This window comes from Brevundimonas sp. AVps7 (assembly GCF_058681545.1).
Genome location: NZ_CM178742.1, coordinates 2,951,336 through 2,966,955, shown reverse-complemented (window position 1 = coordinate 2,966,955; position 15,620 = coordinate 2,951,336). Strand labels below are relative to the sequence as shown.

Here is a 15,620-nt window from a genome sequence, read left to right as displayed (position 1 = left end):
CGGGCTTTGCCAATCTTGAAATTTTTGCAGCAGTTTCAACGACAAACGTCCGCCTACGGACGGCCCAAATTCAGATGGCCGGGGCCGCGCGTGCCGGGGCGGTTCAAATTTCAGCTTGCGGTGGCGCCGCGCGGTCGTAGGGTCGACAGATTGCAACTTCGGGGGTTCGATGTTCGTCTGCAATCGTTGGCGCGGTGGTCTCGCAGGCCTGTTCCTGGGGCTCGTCCCTTGCCTTTCGGTTCAGGCGCAGGAGACAGCCCCGCTCGAGGCCTACGGCGCCCTTCCCGCCTATGATCTGGTCGAGGTGTCCGGCAGCGGCGACCGCATGGCCTACATCGCCACGACCGGCGAAGACCGCAGCCTGATCATCAACGATCTAAACGACATGTCGCTGATCGGGGGCGTCCGCGCCGGCGAGGTGAAGGTGCGCGACATCGGCTGGATCGGCGAGGACGATGTCTACATCTACAGCACCGCCACACAGGTCGCGGCCAGCCTGGGGATAGGCCGGGCGGAGTTCGCCGACGTGTCGATCTATGACATTCCGACGCGTAACGTCGCGATCGCATTGAACCGCATATACGGCGCGTCCGGATCGCTCAATCGCACCGAGGGTACACTCGGCAAGGTCTCCGGCGCGCCGATCGTGCGCACGATCGACGGCGATCCGACCCTGACCGTGTCCGGCTCGGGCTATCGTGGTCTTGGGCTCTACAGGGTCGATCTGACGACCGGGGGCGGCCGCGAGGTGCACGAACAGGACCAGGCTGGCGGCTATCTGCTCGACGAGGGCGGGGAAATGCGGGCGCGCGTCCGCTACGACGGCGATGAGTGGGAACTGCAGGCGCGTCGCGGGGGCTTCTGGCGCACCGTCTGGCGCACCGATGCGCGCATCGACACGCCAAGCCTGGCTGGATTCGGCCAGACCGCCGACGAGGTCGTCCTGTCCGGCGAGATCGCCGGCCGGCCGGAGGGCTACTACAGCGTCAACCTTCAGAGCGGCGAGATTTCGGCCCTGCCGTTCGAGGGCCGGGTGACCGGCCTGGTCCATCATCCCCGCAGCCGGCTGCTGATCGGCGCCAGGATCGAGGGCGAGGACGAGCGGACGATCTGGCGGTTCGTGGACCCTGCGGCGGAGCGGACGTGGCGTTCGGTCGACGCCGCCTTCCCGGGCAAGCAGGTCACGCTGCAGTCCTGGTCGGACGACCTACGCCAGATCATCGTCTTTACCCAGGGGGCGGGCGATTCCGGAACCTGGCAGCTGGTCGATCTTGATCGCCGCACCGCCGAGATCGTCGGTGAAGCCTATCCCGATATCCAGGGCGACCGGGTCGGGCAGGTGAGGGTGGTCCAGTACGCCGCCGCCGACGGCATGAGCATCCCGGGATATCTGACCCTGCCACCGGGTGTGACCGAACCCGCGAATCTGCCGCTCGTGGTGCTCCCGTACGGGGGACCGGCGGCCCGCGACACCCTCGGCTTCGACTGGTGGGCCCAGGCGCTCGCGTCGCGCGGCTATGTCGTGCTCCAGCCGAACTTCCGCGGCTCGGACGGTCTGGGCAAGGCGCATCTGGAGGCCGGCTACGGCGAATGGGGGGGCAAGATGCAGACCGACCTGTCCGATGGCGTCCGCTGGCTGGCGGGCCAGGGCTGGATCGATCCGGCCCGGGTCTGCATCGTCGGAGCCAGCTATGGAGGCTATGCGGCCATGGCCGGGCCTGTTCTGGATCCAGGCGTCTACCGCTGCGCCGTCTCCGTCGCGGGGGTCTCGGATCTGCGCGGCATGGTGCAGTGGGAGGCCGACCAGGGCGGTCGTCGCGACTCTCCGGTCGTGCGATACTGGAACCGCTTCATGGGGGCGGACCGACTCGGCGACCGCGATCTGGACGCCATCTCCCCGGCGGCCCAGGCGGGGCGCGCCGACGCCCCGATCCTGCTTTTGCATGGCCGCGACGACACCGTCGTGCCGATCGCGCAGAGTCGCGTCCTGGCCGAGGCGCTGCGCCGGGCCGGCAAGCCCTATGAGTTCATCGAACTGACCGGCGAAGATCACTGGCTCTCGCGCGCCGACACCCGGCGACGAATGCTGACGGAGACCGTCCGCTTCCTGGAAACACACAACCCCGCCCGGTGAGCCCGGCCATCGACGCCGGACCCCGTCCCGCCTAGTAGCGTCCCATGACCCAGACGCCCGCCGATCCCGCACCGAAAGCCAAGGCTCCGGCGCTGGCGATGCTGTTCCTGATCGTCTTCATCAACCTGGTCGGGTTCGGCCTGGTGGTGCCGCTGCTGCCCTTCTTCGCCCAGAGTCTGAACGCCGAGCCGTGGCAGATCACCGTGATGTTCGCGGCCTATTCACTCGGCCAGTTCTTCGCCGAACCCTTCTGGGGGCGGTTGTCGGACCGGATCGGCAGGAAGCCCGTGCTGCTGATCACGCTCGTATCCAACGCGATCGGCTATCTGGCCCTGGCCTTTGTGCCGAACATCTGGCTGGCGGTGGCCGTGCGGCTGTTCACGGGACTGGGCGCCGGCAATATCTCGACGGTCCAGGGCTATGTCGCCGACGTCACGCCTCCGGCCGAGCGGGCCGGGCGGATGGGGATGATCGGCGCGGCCTTCGGCATGGGCTTCATCGTCGGTCCCGGCCTCGGCGGCATCCTGACCCAGCCGCAACTGGGACATATCGGCTATCAGCTGCCGATCTTCGTCGCCTCGGCCCTGGCCGCCCTCGCCGCCGTCGGTGTGGTGGTGTTCCTCAAGGAAAGCCGGGCCAAGGCCGATCCTGCCGTGCCCCGTCCGGGCTTCATGTCGGGCCTGCACGACGCCCGGGCCGATCCCGTCGTGTCACGGGTGCTGCTGGTCACCCTGATCTACATGGCCGGCTTCTCGGCGATGGAGAGCGTGTTCGGCCTGTGGGCCGAGGATCGCTACGCTTGGGGCGCCCGCGAGGTGGGGCTCAGCTTCATGATCGTCGGCATCGTCTCGGCCCTGAACCAGGGCGTCTTCACCGGCAAGCTGGCTAAACGGTTCGGCGAGACCCGGGTGCTGGCGACCGGCATGTTGCTGTTCGGCGCGTCGCTGGTGCTTCAGGTGATCGCCCCTGTCGCCTGGTTCCCGGCCTTCCGCCTCGATCTCGGCGCCTTCACCCTGCCGATCGTCCAGGGCTGGAGCATTCCGGTCATCATGGCGTTGGGGGCCTGCGGCATGTCGATGGCCATGCCCAACATCTCGGCCATGATCTCCCGGGCGACGCCGCCCGACCGTCAGGGCGCCATGCTGGGACTGAACATGGCTGTGGGCTCGATCGCCCGCATCTTCGGCCCGTTGTTCGCCGGAGCCCTGTTCTCGGGCCTCGGCCACGACTGGCCTTTCCTCGTCGGCGCGGCCCTCACGGTCCCGGCGGCCATCATCGCCATCAACGCGGGGAGGGCGCTAAGGCGCGGCCAGGCTGCCGCTGCGGTCCCCGCCGACTAGACTCCGCTTGCCTTTGAGCGCCGCTTCCCCTACTAGCCGCGCCTTCGCGTACCGAACCGCCGGGCTAACAGGCATGCCTGGGCGGTTCTTAATCGGGGTTACCTCCCATGGGCTCACGTAGCCGATAGGCGGTAGCCCTCTCAAAGATAGAGAGAGAAAATGCCGAAGCTCAAGACTAAGTCTGGCGCCAAAAAGCGCTTCAAATTCACCGCGACGGGCAAGGTTAAGGCCGGGGTTGCGGGCAAGCGTCACCGCTTGATCAGCCACAACTCCAAATACATCCGCCAGAACCGCGGCACGTCTCTGATGGCCGCCGCCGACGCCAAGAAGATCAAGTCCTACATGCCCTACGCCTGATCGGCGCCGGCAGACCTGATCTCCTCATCGTATTGAATTTGAAAGGATAGCGACATGGCTCGCGTCAAACGGGGCGTAGTTTCCCACGCCCGTCACAAGAAGGTTCTCGAACAGGCCAAGGGCTTCTCGGGTCGCCGCAAGAACACCATCCGCACGGCCAAGGCCGCCGTCGATCGCGCCGGGCAATACGCCTATCGCGACCGTCGCGTTAACAAGCGCAACTTCCGCGCCCTGTGGATCCAGCGCATCAACGCCGCCGCCCGTCAGGAAGGCTTCACCTACTCGCAGTTCATCCACGGCCTGGGCAAGGCCGGCATCGAGCTCGACCGCAAGGTTCTGGCCGCGATCGCCATGGACGGCGTCGGCTTCTCGGAAATCGCCGCCAAGGTGCGCGAAGCCCTGAAGTAAGACCTGTCGTCACCGACGATATGAAGCGCCCGCTCCGGTCACCGGGGCGGGCGTTTTCGTTTCCGCGCGGCGGCGCTAGGGTCTCCACGAGAGCGGAGCCGCCCATGCTGTCCAGACGCCTGATCCCCGGCCTCGTCGCCGCCCTGCTGGTCGGCGCGCCTGCGATGGCCCAGACCCGCACCGTGGCCGTCACTTTCGACGACCTGCCCTATCAGGCGACCGCCGAGGCCCTGTGCGATCCGGTCCAGGTCATGGCCCTGACGCGCGACTTCCTCGCCATGCTCGAGCCGCTGGGCAGCCGCGCTACGGCCTTCGTCAACACCGGCAAGGTGTGCGAGGCGCAGGCCGCAACCCTGCTGCCCGAAGTCCTGAACGCCTGGCTCGACGCGGGCATCGACCTGGGCAACCACACGGCCCACCACGTCAACATCCACCGGATCACGCCCGACGCGTATCTCGCCGACGTCGATGCGGGCGCTCCGGCGCTGCGCACCGCTCTCGAGGCGCGGGGCCGCGCCCTGCGGTACTTCCGGCACCCGTATCTTTTCACCGGCGACACCCCGGAGAAGCACGACGCCATCGCGGCGGGCCTGACCGAGCGCGGCTACACGATCGCCCCGGTGACGATCGACAACGTCGACTGGATGTTCGCCGACGTCTACCGCAAGGCCGAGCAGCTGGGCGACGAGGCCCTGAAACAGCGGGTCGGCGAGGCCTATGTCGCCTTCATGACTACCGTGCTCGACCATTTCGAACCCTATGGCGTCGAGATCGTGGGCGGGCGCGAACCGGCGCAGATCCTGCTGCTGCACGCCTCGACCCTGAACCGCGACTGGTATCCGCAGATCGACGCCCTCTATCGGGCGCGCGGCTATGCGTTCGTGACCCTGGACCAGGCCCTGGAGGACCCGATCTACGCCCACGCCGACACCTATGTGCGCAGGAACGGCATCTCCTGGCTGCATCGCTGGACCCAGACTGACGGCCGCCCGATCCGCTGGGAGCCCGACCCGCCGGCCTGGATCGTCGCGGCCAACGCGGGCACGGTCGAGGACCTCGCCGCCGCCATCGCGGCAGGCGCCGCGACGCCCTGACGGCTTTCCGCCCCGGCGGACGTGACGAATGCGCCTCGGGCCGCTAGACGGTCCGCACCATGCCAGACTCGTCAGCGCCCCTCGCCTCCCTCGAACTCGAACTGATCAACGCCATCGGCTCCGCGACCACCGTCGCCGAGGTCGAGGCCGTGCGCGTGGCGGCCCTCGGCAAGACCGGAACGATCTCGGGCCTGCTCAAGGGCATGGGCGCCATGAGCCCCGACGAGCGCCGCGAACAGGGGCCGATGATCAACGGCCTGCGCGACCGGGTCGCCGCCGCCATCGCCGCGAAGAAGGCCGAACTGGAGGCCGCCGAACTCGACGCCCGCCTCTTGTCCGAGCGTATCGACCTGACCCTGCCGGCCCGTCCGCGTCGCAAGGGCGGGGTCCATCCGACCATGCAGGTCATGGACGAGATGATCGCCCTGTTCGCCGAGATGGGCTTCGCCGTCGCCGAAGGCCCGGACATCGAGGACGACTTTCACAACTTCACCGCCCTGAACTTCCCGCCCAAACATCCGGCGCGGGAGATGCACGACACCTTCTTCCTGAAGCCCGACTCCGAGACGGGCGAGCGCAAGGTCCTGCGTACCCACACCTCGCCGGTGCAGATCCGGACCATGCTGTCGCAGTCGCCGCCGATCCGCATCATCGCGCCCGGCCGGACCTTCCGGAAGGATTCCGACGCGACCCACACCCCGATGTTCCACCAGATCGAGGGTCTGGTGATCGGCAAGGACATCCACATGGGTCACCTGAAGACGACCCTGGAAACCTTCGTCGCACGGTTCTTCGAGCTGGACGGCGTCGACGCCCGTTTCCGCCCGCACCACTTCCCCTTCACCGAACCCTCGGCCGAGATGGACATCCGCTGCGACCGCTCCGGTGGCAAGCTGGTGCTCAACGAGGGCGACGACTGGCTCGAGATCCTCGGCTGCGGCATGGTCCATCCCAATGTGCTCCGCCAATCCGGCATCGACCCGGACGAGTGGCAGGGCTTCGCCTTCGGCATGGGCGTCGACCGCATGGCGATGCTGAAGTACGGCGTCCCCGACCTGCGTCCGATGTTCGAGGCCGACATCCGCTGGCTGGCCCACTACGGCTTCTCCGCCTTCGCCGCCCCCAATCCGGCCTCCGGCCTGAGCTGATCCCCCACGAGCTGACCTCATGACCGACATCCTGTCCGAGACCTACGGCCGCGACCTGACCGCGCGCACAGCCTTCGAGAAGGAGGCCGTCTGGCTTCCGCTCATGGCCGTGCATCAGCTGAACGCCGGCGATCCTGTGATCCGGGGCAAGACCTTCACCGACTGCGTGATCGAGGGGCCGGCGGTGATGGCTCTGGTCGGCGGCGTGACCTTCGACGGCTGCAACATGGGCGTCGCCAACGACCCGACGTCCCTGTTCTACAAGGGCCAGGGACCGATCCTTATCGGCGCCGTCGGTTTCGCGGACACCAGGTTTGTGCGCTGCCGCTTCGTTCAGGTCGGTTTCACCGGTCATACCGCCAGCGTGGATCAGATGGCCGCCGAGCTGGTCTCGGCCCGCGCCGTCTCCGACGTGGGCAAGAACTGATGTCCCGCCTGCCGATCACCCGCGACCTGAACGTCGCCCGGGACCTGACCGCGACGGTGTTCGAGGATCAGGATCTGAACCTCTATGAGCTCCATACCGCCAACCATGGCGCCATGCTGGGCGTGATCGAGGGCCGCACCTTCCGGGGTTGCCGCATCCAGGGGCCGGCGGTCATGCTGGTGTCCTCGGGCGTGCGGTTCGACGACTGCAATTTCGGCGACCCGGACGGCGACATGCGCAATCTGGTTCTGCGCCCCACCGGCGCCCGCGCTCTCGGCACCGTGCCGTTCCGCGACACCCTGTTCGAAGGTTGCGAGTTCTGGAACGTCGGCTTCACCGGCCCCGAACCCGTCCTGAACGACCTTCTCGGCGTGAGGTCGGCGGCATGAGCGTCACGGGTCCCGCAGGCGGCATGCCGATGATCGGCCTTGGTCGCCCCCTGAACATCACAGCCGATCTGTCCAGGCGCGCCTTCGTCAACGAGGACATGGCGCTGTACGATCTGTTCGGCCACCACCTGCGGACCGGTCGGTCGATGATCGACGGCATCACCTTCACCGGCTGCCGCATCGAGGGTCCGGCAATCATGCTGGTCCTGCCCGGCACGACCTTCGATGCGGTCAACTTCGGCGAGTCAAAGGGCGACATCGGCAATCTGGTGCTGCGCCCGGTGCGCAACATGGCCATCGGCGCGATCCCGGTGATCAACTGCAGCTTCCAGAATTGCGAGTTCCACGCCCTGGGCTTCACCGGAAACGAACAGATCCTCAGCGAAATCCTCGCCATCAAGAGCGTCGGCTGACGCGCCCGCACTCGACTTCACCGAAAGCCTGATCCCGTGAAATTCACCCTGTCCTGGCTCAAGGACCATCTGGAAACGGACGCCGACGTCCACGCGATCGCTGAGGCCATGACCATGGCCGGGCTGGAGGTCGAGCATGTCGCCGACCCGGCCGCGGCCCTGGTCCCATTCACCGTGGCGAAGATCGTCTCGGCGGCACAGCACCCGAACGCCGACCGTCTGCAGGTCTGCCAGGTCGAGACCATCGACGGGATGAAGGAAATCGTCTGCGGCGCCCCGAACGCGCGCGCAGGGCTCACCACCATCTACGCCCCCATCGGCGCATACGTGCCCGGCCTCGGCGTCACCCTGGTCGAGAAGCCGGTGCGCGGCGTGGTCTCGAACGGCATGCTGTGCTCGGCCTCCGAGCTGCAACTGGCCGACGAGAGCGACGGCATCCAGGAACTGCCGCCGGAGATCCCGGTCGGCACGCCTGTGGCCAAACTGTTCGGCGCCGAGCCGGTCATCGACTTCGAGGTTACTCCCAACCGTCCCGACTGGCTGGGCGTCGCCGGCATCGCCCGCGACCTGGCCGCCGCCGGGGTCGGCAAGCTGAAGCACTACGACATCGCCACGGTGAAGGGCGGTTTCCAGTCGCCGATATCGGTGCGGATCGAGGCGCCAGAGATGTGTCCGGTCTACGCCGGACGCCTGATCCGGGGCGTGACGAACGGCCCCTCGCCCGAATGGCTGCAGCGGCGGCTGACTGCCATCGGCCTGCGTTCGATCAGCCGACTGGTCGATGTCACCAACCTGATGGCCTACGACCGCTGTCGCCCGGCGCATGTCTATGACGCCGCCAAACTGGTGGGCGGCGAGATTATTGTGCGCGGTGGACAGGTATCGTCCAACACCGGCGAGCCCGAGCATGTGATTGGGCTGGACGGCAAGACCTACGCCATGGATCCGGCCATCTGCGTCATCGCCGACGCGGGCGGTGAACGGCCCATCGGCCTCGGCGGCGCCATGGGCGGCGAATCGACCGGCTGTTCCGACGAGACGGTCGATGTCTTCCTGGAATGCGCCTGCTTCGACCCCATCGTCACGGCCCAGACCGGCCGGACGCTGTCGCTGAACTCCGACGCACAGTACCGTTTCGCGCGCGGCGTCGATCCGGCCTCGGTCGTCCCCGGCCTCGAGCTGGCGACCCGGCTGATCCTCGACCTCTGCGGCGGCGAGCCGTCCGAGATCGTGCTGGCGGGCGAGCATCCAGCCAACCCTGCTCCGTTCGCCTTCGACCCCGCCTATGTGAAACAGCTCTCGGGCATGGATCTCGAGGACGACCGCATCGGCACCATCCTGGGCCAGTTGGGCTTCCTCGTTCAGGCCGCCCCCGCCGGTTCGGACAAGCCCTGGATCGTCACCCCGCCGTCCTGGCGTCGCGACGTCGAGGGCAAGGCCGATCTCGTCGAAGAGGTCGCCCGCATCCACGGCTTCCAGCATCTGCCCAATACGCCGCTTCCGGATCAGGGCGCGCCGTCGAAGGGCGTGCTCAACCCGCGTCAGGCCCGCGTCCGCGTCGCCCGTCGCGCCCTGGCGGCGCTCGGCTATTCCGAGGCCGTCACCTGGTCCTTCATCAGGCAATCGACGGCGGTCCTGTTCGGCGGCGGCGACGAGCGGTTGCTGGTCGAGAACCCCATCGCCTCCGACCTCGACTGCATGCGCCCCTCGGCCCTGCCGAACCTGATCCAGGCGGCGGCCCGCAACGCCGCGCGCGGGCACGGCGACGTCGCCCTGTTCGAGATCGGTCCCATCTATCCGGGCGACCAGCCCAACGACCAGCGCACCGTCATCGCCGGCCTGATCTCGCCGCGAGCCGCCCGCAGCTGGACCGGCCAGGGCGACGACGCCCTGTTCACGCTCAAGGCCGACCTGATCGCGGTGCTCGACGCCATCGGCGCCCCGACCGCCTCGCTGCAACTGGCGCAAGGTCAGAACCGCGACTGGTGGCACCCGGGCCGTTCCGCCCGACTGCAGCTGGGTCCCAAAACCATCGTCGCCGAGTTCGGCGCCGTCCATCCGCGCGTGCTCAAGGCCCTCGACGCCGACGGCCCCATCCTGGCCTTCGAGATCGTGCTCGATTCTGTGCCGGAGCCCAAGGCCAGGGCTGGCGCGACCAAGTCGAAGGGCGTCGCCGACCTGCCCAACCTCATGCCCCTGACCCGCGACTTCGCCTTCGTGGTCGAGGACGCGAAGGCGGCGGGCGACCTCGTCCGCGCCGTCCAGGGTGCCGACAAGACCCTGATCGCCGAGGTCCGGGTGTTCGATGTCTATCGCGGCGCCGGCGTGCCGGAGGGCTCCAAATCGGTGGCTCTTGAGGTCGTCGTCCAGCCCCGCGAGGCCACCCTGACCGAGGTCGAGATCGAGGCCCTCTCGGCCAGGGTCGTCGCCGCGGCCGGCAAGCTGGGGGCCACGCTTCGAAGCTAGGCCTTGATCCCCTCGCGCTGTTTCGGCCAGAACGGACGGGACGGAGGGGGATCGCATGACCAAGCCGAGGCTCGAGACGGCGTTCGAACGCCTGCTGTTCCGCTCGCGCTGGCTGATGGCGCCCTTCTACGTCGGTCTGGCGGCGGCGCTTCTGATGCTGCTCGTCGTCTTCGTGCGCGAGCTGATCTACTATGTGCCCCAGGCCTTCGCGGGCGGCCATGGCATGAGCTCCAACGACGTCATCCTGGCCGTGCTGTCGCTGGTGGACCTGTCCCTGGCCGGCAATCTGCTGCTGATCGTGATGTTCTCGGGCTACGAAAACTTCGTCTCCAAGCTGGACCTGGACGGCGAGACGGATCGTCCGCCGTGGATGGGCACCGTCGATTTCTCGGGCCTGAAAATGAAGCTGATCGCCTCGATCGTGGCCATCTCGGGCATTCAGCTGTTGAAATTCTTCATGAATTTCTCCGAGGGCGGAGGGATCAACCAGGTCGAGGCTCTTTGGGGCGTCGTCATCCACCTGACCTTCGTCGTCTCCGGCGTCATGCTGGCCCTGATGGACTGGCTGACGAGCAAGACCGACAAGCACTGACTAACCCTCTCCCGCCGGGAGAGGGATCACACCACAGCGTACCGCTCTTCGATCCCGTCCGCCTCGAACTCATGGGCCTCGAGCGCGACCAGGCAGCGCTCGAAGAGGTCCTGGAACAGCCCGTCATCCCCCGACGCCACCGCTGGCAGCAGATAGTCCGTCACCTCCGCCCGCACCGGCAGGGTCCCGACCGGTCCCGGCACGCTGATCGCCAGCCGGAGCCCCTCCGACAGCCACTGCGCCACAGTGTCGAATAGCGCGTTCGACTTCAGGAAATCGGTCCGTCGCACCACATACAGGGTCATCTCCCCGGTCAGCAGGCCGTCCGGCCGCACGATGATCCCGCTGAGATCCGGCCGCCAGTCGTCTGACAGCTCCACCACCCGCCAGACGCAGAACCAGGTCCGGCAGGTCTGGGGCCGCACGGCGTGAACCGAACATCCGGCCCCGTCGACGCAATAGCCGCACAGCCGCCCCGTCGGCTTCGACAGCTCGGGCAGGTCCAGCGGAATGAACCGGCAGCATTCGACGCAGGGACCGCACTCGCGGTCGGGGATCAGGGGCAGCTCCATCGCACCATTATAGAGACCGAAACCGCAACCTCTCGTTAACCTTGCCGCCCCAAGGCTGACGCAAAGCCCGGCGACTCTGGAATCAGGCTCAGGGGAACGGGCCGCACCTCTTTCAGGACACCGCCATGCACCGCCGCCACCTGATCCAGACCGGTTTCGCCGCCGCCGCCACGACCGCGCTCGGCGCCTGCGCCACGACCCCGCGCCAGCCGACGGAGCCGAACTACCCGATCGCCTCGGACGCCAACGCCCAGGCCTATACGGCCGATGAACTGGTCGCCGCCGGCTCGCGCGAACTGGGCATCGCCGCCGAGGCCATGGGGTCGGCCATCGAACGCATCTTCCGCGACCAGGGCGACGCCCCCACCGCCTATATCGCGGGCGAAGAGGGCGCCGGCGCCGCCGTCATCGGCCTGCGCTACGGCCGCGGCGCGCTTCACATGAAGGACCACTCCGCCTCGCAGGAAGTGTTCTGGCAGGGAACCTCGATCGGCTGGGACATCGGCGGCAACGCCAGCCGGGTCTTCACCCTGGTCTATGGCCTGTATTCGCCCGACGCGATCTACCGTCGCTATCCGGGCATCGAGGGCACGGCCTATCTGATCGGCGGCCTGGGCGTGAACTATCAGCGCGCCGACGGCATCGTCCTGGCCCCGGTCCGCACCGGTGTCGGCCTGCGCCTCGGCGCCAACGTCGGCACCATGGCCTACAGCCGCCAGCGCAACCTGCTGCCGTTCTAGAGAGTATTGCGGGGCGGCTAGTTCGTCCCGCGCCGGAACGCCACCAGGGCCTGTTCACGAACGCGGGGGTCGCCGACGGCGATGATCCGCCCGTCGCCTGACACGGCCTCGCCGCGCCAGTTGGTGACCTCGCCGCCGGCCGCCTCGACGACCGGGATCAGGGCCGACCAGTCCCACTGCTTCAGGCCCGTCTCGGCGACCATGTCGATCCGGCCCATGGCCAGCATGGCGTAGGCATAGGCGTCGCAGCCGTAGCGGGCCAGCCGCGCGGCCGCCATCACCTGGGTCCAGGCGCCCAGTTCGGGGCCCGTGAAGATCTCCGGCGCGGTCGTGGCGATGACCGCATCGGTCAGTTTCTCGCAAGAGCGCACGCGGATAGCCCGCGTTTCGCCCCGGCTCATCAGGACGGCGCCCGAAGGCCCGCCCAGGAACAGTTCGCCGATGTACGGCTGGGAGATGGCGCCGACGGTGGATCGTCCACCGACCGAGAGTGCAATCAGGGTCGTCCACAACGGCAGGCCGGCGATAAAGGCGCGCGTCCCGTCGATGGGGTCCAGGATCCAGACGTGTTCTGCGTCCGGTCGGTCTTCTCCATACTCCTCGCCGATCACCCCGTGGTCGGGGTATCGGGCCGCGATAAGCTTGCGGATCGCGGCTTCCGCACCCTTGTCCGCCTCGGTGACCGGATCGAAGGCGCCGGGGCCCGCCTTGTTCTCCTCGGCGTAGTCGCCTCTGAAGAACGGCAGGGTCACCCTGGCGGCCTCGGCGGCCAGTTCGACGGCGAAGGATTCAAATTCGGTCATGAGCGGAGGGCATACAGACGCCGCCCCCTCGCGTCATCACCAAGCGCGCAACTCCAGTCGGCAACACTGCGCTCAAGTAGTGAGCGACCGCGTCGCGAGCGTTAGCGCCCTTAAGATCAGGAAGCGACCGCTTCCCCTTCCGTGTGCAGCGACTTGGCCAGGTCCAGAAGGCGACGGCGCGGACGCTCGCCCAGCTGGTAGTAGGCCTGGATCAGGTCGAGGGTTTCTTTGCGGGAAAACATCTCGCCGCCGTTGGCGCCCACCTGTTCCTTGCGTTCCATGGCTTCGGCCAGGCCGTCGTAGAAATAGCTGATCGGCGTCTCGAGCGCTTCGGACAGCTGCCACAGGCGCGCCGCCGAGATGCGGTTCGCGCCGCACTCGTATTTCTGGATCTGCTGGAAGCGGATGCCGACCTGGATGGCCAGCTGTTGTTGCGTCAGCCCCAGCAGGCGACGACGACGGCGCAGGCGGCGCCCCAGGTGAAGGTCGATATCGGTGGCCATTGCCCAGTCCCCTTGATCTAGCGGGCTGTGCCAAAGCGGCACGGCTCGCCTGAACTGCCGCAACGACCATGCCGTCTTCCCGTGACGGGCGAGCGATGCCGAACGCGGGTCGTGGAACTCTTGCATCATGGGCAGGCAACCTCTGCCGCAGACGCGCATTATCTGGCCACCTAAGCTTTGGAAGGAATCGAACTATGGGTCTCGGAATTATCGGCTGGATCGTCATCGGCATCGTCGCCGGCTGGCTCGCGGAAAAGGTCATGGGTCGTAACCACGGCCTCGTCACCAATCTGATCGTCGGCGTCATCGGCGCCCTGCTCGGCGGTTTCATCGCCGGCAACCTGCTCGGCCTGGCGGTCGGCGGCTTCAACCTCGTGACCCTTCTGGTCGCGTTCGGCGGCGCCGTCCTGCTGCTGTTCCTGCTGGGTCTGGTCAAGCGTCGCGCCTGATCCGTCTCTTACGGACACAAGAAAGGGGCGGCCCGACGGGCCGCCCCTTTTTGTTGCGTTGCTCTGACGTCCTAGCCCTGGGGCATCGGCGGGGTCGAGCCATCCGGCTCCGTTGAGGGCTCGGGCTTGGCTTCGGGCTCGCCCGGGACCGGTGCGGGGTTGGCGCTCGGGTCGCTCGGGGTCGGCGCCATGCCGTCGGTGGTGGCCGGCGCGGCCTCTTCCACGACCGGAGCGGTGCTGAACTCGGCCGAGCTGATGCCGACCACGACGTCGGCGCCCTGCTGGGTCAGGCCGCCCAGCGGCACGCCGCGCAGATCGCCGTCAGCGCCCCGGACCGTCAGTTCCTGTTCGCCGGCCGCGTTGCTCTGTACGCCCTCGAGGGTGCCGAGCACGGCCCCATCCGAACCCTTGACGCTGGAGCCGGGCTGAAGCTGGATCGAACCCTGCGTCTGCGCCTCGGCAGCCGGGGGCGCAACGGGTGCGTCCTGGGCGAAGGCCGGGGCGGCGGTCAAAAGTGCGGCGGCGACGCCGGCCAGAAGAACGGTCTTGCGGATCATGTTTCTGTCGCTTGATGACACGGGACAAGAGCGCCCGCTGGTCAAACTAACCCGGCGCGTTACGGATTGTTTCACTGCCTCTGAATGACCTTCGCTCTGCCTCGTTCGGCCGCATCACGCTGGATTCCGGCCTTCACAGCATCGCGGGAATGACACGATCCGGGGGACGGTGACCGTTCTGGAAGGTCATCACGTTCAGGATCACCCGGTCGCCCATGTCCTGACGCGCCTCCAGGGTCGCCGAACCCAGGTGGGGCAACAACACCACGTTCGGAAGCCCGATCAGACCGGGATGGATCGCCGGCTCGTTCTCATAGACATCCAGGCCCACGCCCGACAGCGCGCGCCGCGCCACCGCGTCCGACAGGGCCGCCTCGTCGATCAGTTCGCCCCGCGCCGTATTGATCAGGATCGCATGGGGCTGAAGCAGGCCCAGACGCTGGGCGGACAACAGGTGATGCGTCTCCTTCGTCGCCGGGCAGTTCAGCGAGATGACGTCCATCCGCGCCAGCATCTGGTCCAGATCGTCCCAGTATGTCGCGCCCAGCTCTTCCTCGATCCGGGGGCTGACGGCCTTGCGGTTATGATAGTGGACCTGCATCCCGAAGGCCTTCGCCCGCCGGGCCAGGGCCTGTCCGATCCGGCCCATGCCGACGATGCCGAGGCGCTTGCCCCACAGTTTGCGCCCGCACATCCAGGTCGGGGTCCAGCCCTCGAACTTGCCCGCGGCGACGACCTGGGCGCCTTCCACGATCCGGCGGCTGACGGCCAGGATCAGGCTCATGGCCAGGTCGGCGGTGTCCTCGGTCAGGACGCCCGGCGTATTGGTGATGATGATCTGTCGCGCCACCGCCGCGTCGATGTCGATGTGATCCACGCCCGCGCCGAAGTTGGCGATCATCTTCAGCTGCGGCCCGGCCGCGGCGATCAGGGAGGCGTCGATCTCGTCGGTGATGGTGGGGACCAGGATGTCGGCGCGCTGGACAGCGGCCTCCAGCCCCGCCCGGTCCATCGGGATGTCTTTCAGGTTCAGTTCGGCGTCGAACAGCTCGCGCATGCGCGTCTCGACCGCGTCGGGCAATCTTCTGGTTAAGACGACCTTAAGCCTGGGGCTGGACATAGTGACCTTGGGTTATTCACGGGCGCCACACGGGCAGGCCCGTGTGCGACGGGTCGATGCCAGTGACTAGCAAGTTCGGGTCTAGCAAGTCTCGCAGCCGCTTCCAAA

Annotated in this window: 18 protein-coding genes; 13 read left to right on the top strand and 5 right to left on the bottom strand. The window is 67.5% G+C overall.

All coding sequences use genetic code 11. The features are described 5' to 3' along the window. The first annotated feature begins 169 nt into the window (after positions 1 to 169). The 11 genes from ACW17Y_RS14805 (at position 170) to ACW17Y_RS14755 (ending at position 10,768) form a co-directional block, all read left to right on the top strand. The gene (locus ACW17Y_RS14805) at positions 170 to 2,134 is read left to right on the top strand and encodes an alpha/beta hydrolase family protein (RefSeq protein ID WP_492036434.1); all 1,965 of its coding nucleotides are present in this window, start codon (positions 170 to 172) and stop codon (positions 2,132 to 2,134) included. 44 nt (positions 2,135 to 2,178) lie between these two features. Beyond that, positions 2,179 to 3,474, top strand: coding sequence for an MFS transporter (locus tag ACW17Y_RS14800; protein ID WP_492036433.1), 1,296 nt, complete (start codon positions 2,179 to 2,181; stop codon positions 3,472 to 3,474). A gap of 159 nt (positions 3,475 to 3,633) precedes the next feature. Beyond that, complete coding sequence (gene rpmI, locus ACW17Y_RS14795; RefSeq protein ID WP_426027031.1) at positions 3,634 to 3,831, top strand: 50S ribosomal protein L35; 198 nt, start codon at positions 3,634 to 3,636, stop codon at positions 3,829 to 3,831. Positions 3,832 to 3,885: 54 nt separating this feature from the next. Next, entirely contained in the window at positions 3,886 to 4,239 is a 354-nt protein-coding gene (rplT, locus tag ACW17Y_RS14790; protein WP_492036432.1) for a 50S ribosomal protein L20, read from the top strand. A gap of 104 nt (positions 4,240 to 4,343) precedes the next feature. After that, the gene (locus ACW17Y_RS14785; RefSeq protein ID WP_492036431.1) at positions 4,344 to 5,333 is read left to right on the top strand and encodes a polysaccharide deacetylase family protein; all 990 of its coding nucleotides are present in this window, start codon (positions 4,344 to 4,346) and stop codon (positions 5,331 to 5,333) included. Between the two features lie 59 nt (positions 5,334 to 5,392). Next, positions 5,393 to 6,481 carry a phenylalanine--tRNA ligase subunit alpha gene (gene pheS, locus ACW17Y_RS14780; protein WP_492036430.1) on the top strand — a complete coding sequence of 363 codons (1,089 nt, stop codon included), beginning with the start codon at positions 5,393 to 5,395 and terminating at the stop codon, positions 6,479 to 6,481. A gap of 19 nt (positions 6,482 to 6,500) precedes the next feature. After that, positions 6,501 to 6,908: a hypothetical protein gene (locus ACW17Y_RS14775; RefSeq protein WP_492036429.1), complete on the top strand. Its 408-nt coding sequence runs from the start codon at positions 6,501 to 6,503 to the stop codon at positions 6,906 to 6,908. After that, the gene (locus ACW17Y_RS14770) at positions 6,908 to 7,297 is read left to right on the top strand and encodes a hypothetical protein (protein WP_492036428.1); all 390 of its coding nucleotides are present in this window, start codon (positions 6,908 to 6,910) and stop codon (positions 7,295 to 7,297) included. Before ACW17Y_RS14775 ends, ACW17Y_RS14770 begins: the two co-directional genes overlap by 1 nt. Continuing rightward, positions 7,294 to 7,710 carry a hypothetical protein gene (locus tag ACW17Y_RS14765; RefSeq protein WP_492036427.1) on the top strand — a complete coding sequence of 139 codons (417 nt, stop codon included), beginning with the start codon at positions 7,294 to 7,296 and terminating at the stop codon, positions 7,708 to 7,710. The genes ACW17Y_RS14770 and ACW17Y_RS14765 overlap by 4 nt, the downstream gene beginning before the upstream one ends. Before the next feature lie 36 nt (positions 7,711 to 7,746). Further along, complete coding sequence (pheT, locus tag ACW17Y_RS14760; protein ID WP_492036426.1) at positions 7,747 to 10,176, top strand: phenylalanine--tRNA ligase subunit beta; 2,430 nt, start codon at positions 7,747 to 7,749, stop codon at positions 10,174 to 10,176. A 55-nt stretch (positions 10,177 to 10,231) separates the two neighbouring features. After that, positions 10,232 to 10,768, top strand: coding sequence for a TIGR00645 family protein (locus ACW17Y_RS14755; protein WP_492036425.1), 537 nt, complete (start codon positions 10,232 to 10,234; stop codon positions 10,766 to 10,768). A 26-nt stretch (positions 10,769 to 10,794) separates the two neighbouring features. On the opposite strand, the gene ACW17Y_RS14750 is transcribed toward ACW17Y_RS14755, so the two are convergent. Then, positions 10,795 to 11,340: a hypothetical protein gene (locus ACW17Y_RS14750; protein ID WP_492036424.1), complete on the bottom strand. Its 546-nt coding sequence runs from the start codon at positions 11,338 to 11,340 to the stop codon at positions 10,795 to 10,797. Between the two features lie 125 nt (positions 11,341 to 11,465). Here ACW17Y_RS14750 and ACW17Y_RS14745 point away from each other — a divergent pair, with 125 nt between their 5' ends. Next, the gene (locus tag ACW17Y_RS14745) at positions 11,466 to 12,080 is read left to right on the top strand and encodes a DUF1134 domain-containing protein (RefSeq protein WP_492036423.1); all 615 of its coding nucleotides are present in this window, start codon (positions 11,466 to 11,468) and stop codon (positions 12,078 to 12,080) included. 17 nt (positions 12,081 to 12,097) lie between these two features. On the opposite strand, the gene hisN is transcribed toward ACW17Y_RS14745, so the two are convergent. Beyond that, complete coding sequence (hisN, locus tag ACW17Y_RS14740; protein WP_492036422.1) at positions 12,098 to 12,883, bottom strand: histidinol-phosphatase; 786 nt, start codon at positions 12,881 to 12,883, stop codon at positions 12,098 to 12,100. A gap of 116 nt (positions 12,884 to 12,999) precedes the next feature. Continuing rightward, positions 13,000 to 13,386 carry a helix-turn-helix domain-containing protein gene (locus ACW17Y_RS14735; protein WP_492036421.1) on the bottom strand — a complete coding sequence of 129 codons (387 nt, stop codon included), beginning with the start codon at positions 13,384 to 13,386 and terminating at the stop codon, positions 13,000 to 13,002. Positions 13,387 to 13,580: 194 nt separating this feature from the next. On the opposite strand from ACW17Y_RS14735, the gene ACW17Y_RS14730 reads away from it, so the two are divergent. Continuing rightward, complete coding sequence (locus ACW17Y_RS14730; protein WP_298161310.1) at positions 13,581 to 13,835, top strand: GlsB/YeaQ/YmgE family stress response membrane protein; 255 nt, start codon at positions 13,581 to 13,583, stop codon at positions 13,833 to 13,835. A gap of 71 nt (positions 13,836 to 13,906) precedes the next feature. On the opposite strand, the gene ACW17Y_RS14725 is transcribed toward ACW17Y_RS14730, so the two are convergent. Continuing rightward, a complete protein-coding gene (locus ACW17Y_RS14725; protein ID WP_492036420.1) occupies positions 13,907 to 14,392 on the bottom strand; it encodes a superoxide dismutase in 486 nt (161 codons plus the stop codon). A gap of 133 nt (positions 14,393 to 14,525) precedes the next feature. After that, entirely contained in the window at positions 14,526 to 15,512 is a 987-nt protein-coding gene (locus ACW17Y_RS14720; protein WP_492036419.1) for a 2-hydroxyacid dehydrogenase, read from the bottom strand. Positions 15,513 to 15,620: the final 108 nt, after the last annotated feature.

Bases quoted from the DNA above. Each gene is read 5' to 3' on its own strand.
- ACW17Y_RS14730 (WP_298161310.1), top strand. From the start codon at position 13,581: ATGGGTCTCGGAATTATCGGCTGGATCGTCATCGGCATCGTCGCCGGC.
- ACW17Y_RS14735 (WP_492036421.1), bottom strand. From the start codon at position 13,386: ATGGCCACCGATATCGACCTTCACCTGGGGCGCCGCCTGCGCCGTCGT.
- ACW17Y_RS14805 (WP_492036434.1), top strand. From the start codon at position 170: ATGTTCGTCTGCAATCGTTGGCGCGGTGGTCTCGCAGGCCTGTTCCTG.
- ACW17Y_RS14775 (WP_492036429.1), top strand. From the start codon at position 6,501: ATGACCGACATCCTGTCCGAGACCTACGGCCGCGACCTGACCGCGCGC.
- hisN (WP_492036422.1), bottom strand. From the start codon at position 12,883: ATGACCGAATTTGAATCCTTCGCCGTCGAACTGGCCGCCGAGGCCGCC.
- ACW17Y_RS14800 (WP_492036433.1), top strand. From the start codon at position 2,179: ATGACCCAGACGCCCGCCGATCCCGCACCGAAAGCCAAGGCTCCGGCG.
- rplT (WP_492036432.1), top strand. From the start codon at position 3,886: ATGGCTCGCGTCAAACGGGGCGTAGTTTCCCACGCCCGTCACAAGAAG.
- ACW17Y_RS14770 (WP_492036428.1), top strand. From the start codon at position 6,908: ATGTCCCGCCTGCCGATCACCCGCGACCTGAACGTCGCCCGGGACCTG.
- ACW17Y_RS14785 (WP_492036431.1), top strand. From the start codon at position 4,344: ATGCTGTCCAGACGCCTGATCCCCGGCCTCGTCGCCGCCCTGCTGGTC.
- ACW17Y_RS14765 (WP_492036427.1), top strand. From the start codon at position 7,294: ATGAGCGTCACGGGTCCCGCAGGCGGCATGCCGATGATCGGCCTTGGT.
- ACW17Y_RS14725 (WP_492036420.1), bottom strand. From the start codon at position 14,392: ATGATCCGCAAGACCGTTCTTCTGGCCGGCGTCGCCGCCGCACTTTTG.
- rpmI (WP_426027031.1), top strand. From the start codon at position 3,634: ATGCCGAAGCTCAAGACTAAGTCTGGCGCCAAAAAGCGCTTCAAATTC.
- pheS (WP_492036430.1), top strand. From the start codon at position 5,393: ATGCCAGACTCGTCAGCGCCCCTCGCCTCCCTCGAACTCGAACTGATC.
- ACW17Y_RS14720 (WP_492036419.1), bottom strand. From the start codon at position 15,512: ATGTCCAGCCCCAGGCTTAAGGTCGTCTTAACCAGAAGATTGCCCGAC.
- ACW17Y_RS14750 (WP_492036424.1), bottom strand. From the start codon at position 11,340: ATGGAGCTGCCCCTGATCCCCGACCGCGAGTGCGGTCCCTGCGTCGAA.
- ACW17Y_RS14755 (WP_492036425.1), top strand. From the start codon at position 10,232: ATGACCAAGCCGAGGCTCGAGACGGCGTTCGAACGCCTGCTGTTCCGC.
- ACW17Y_RS14745 (WP_492036423.1), top strand. From the start codon at position 11,466: ATGCACCGCCGCCACCTGATCCAGACCGGTTTCGCCGCCGCCGCCACG.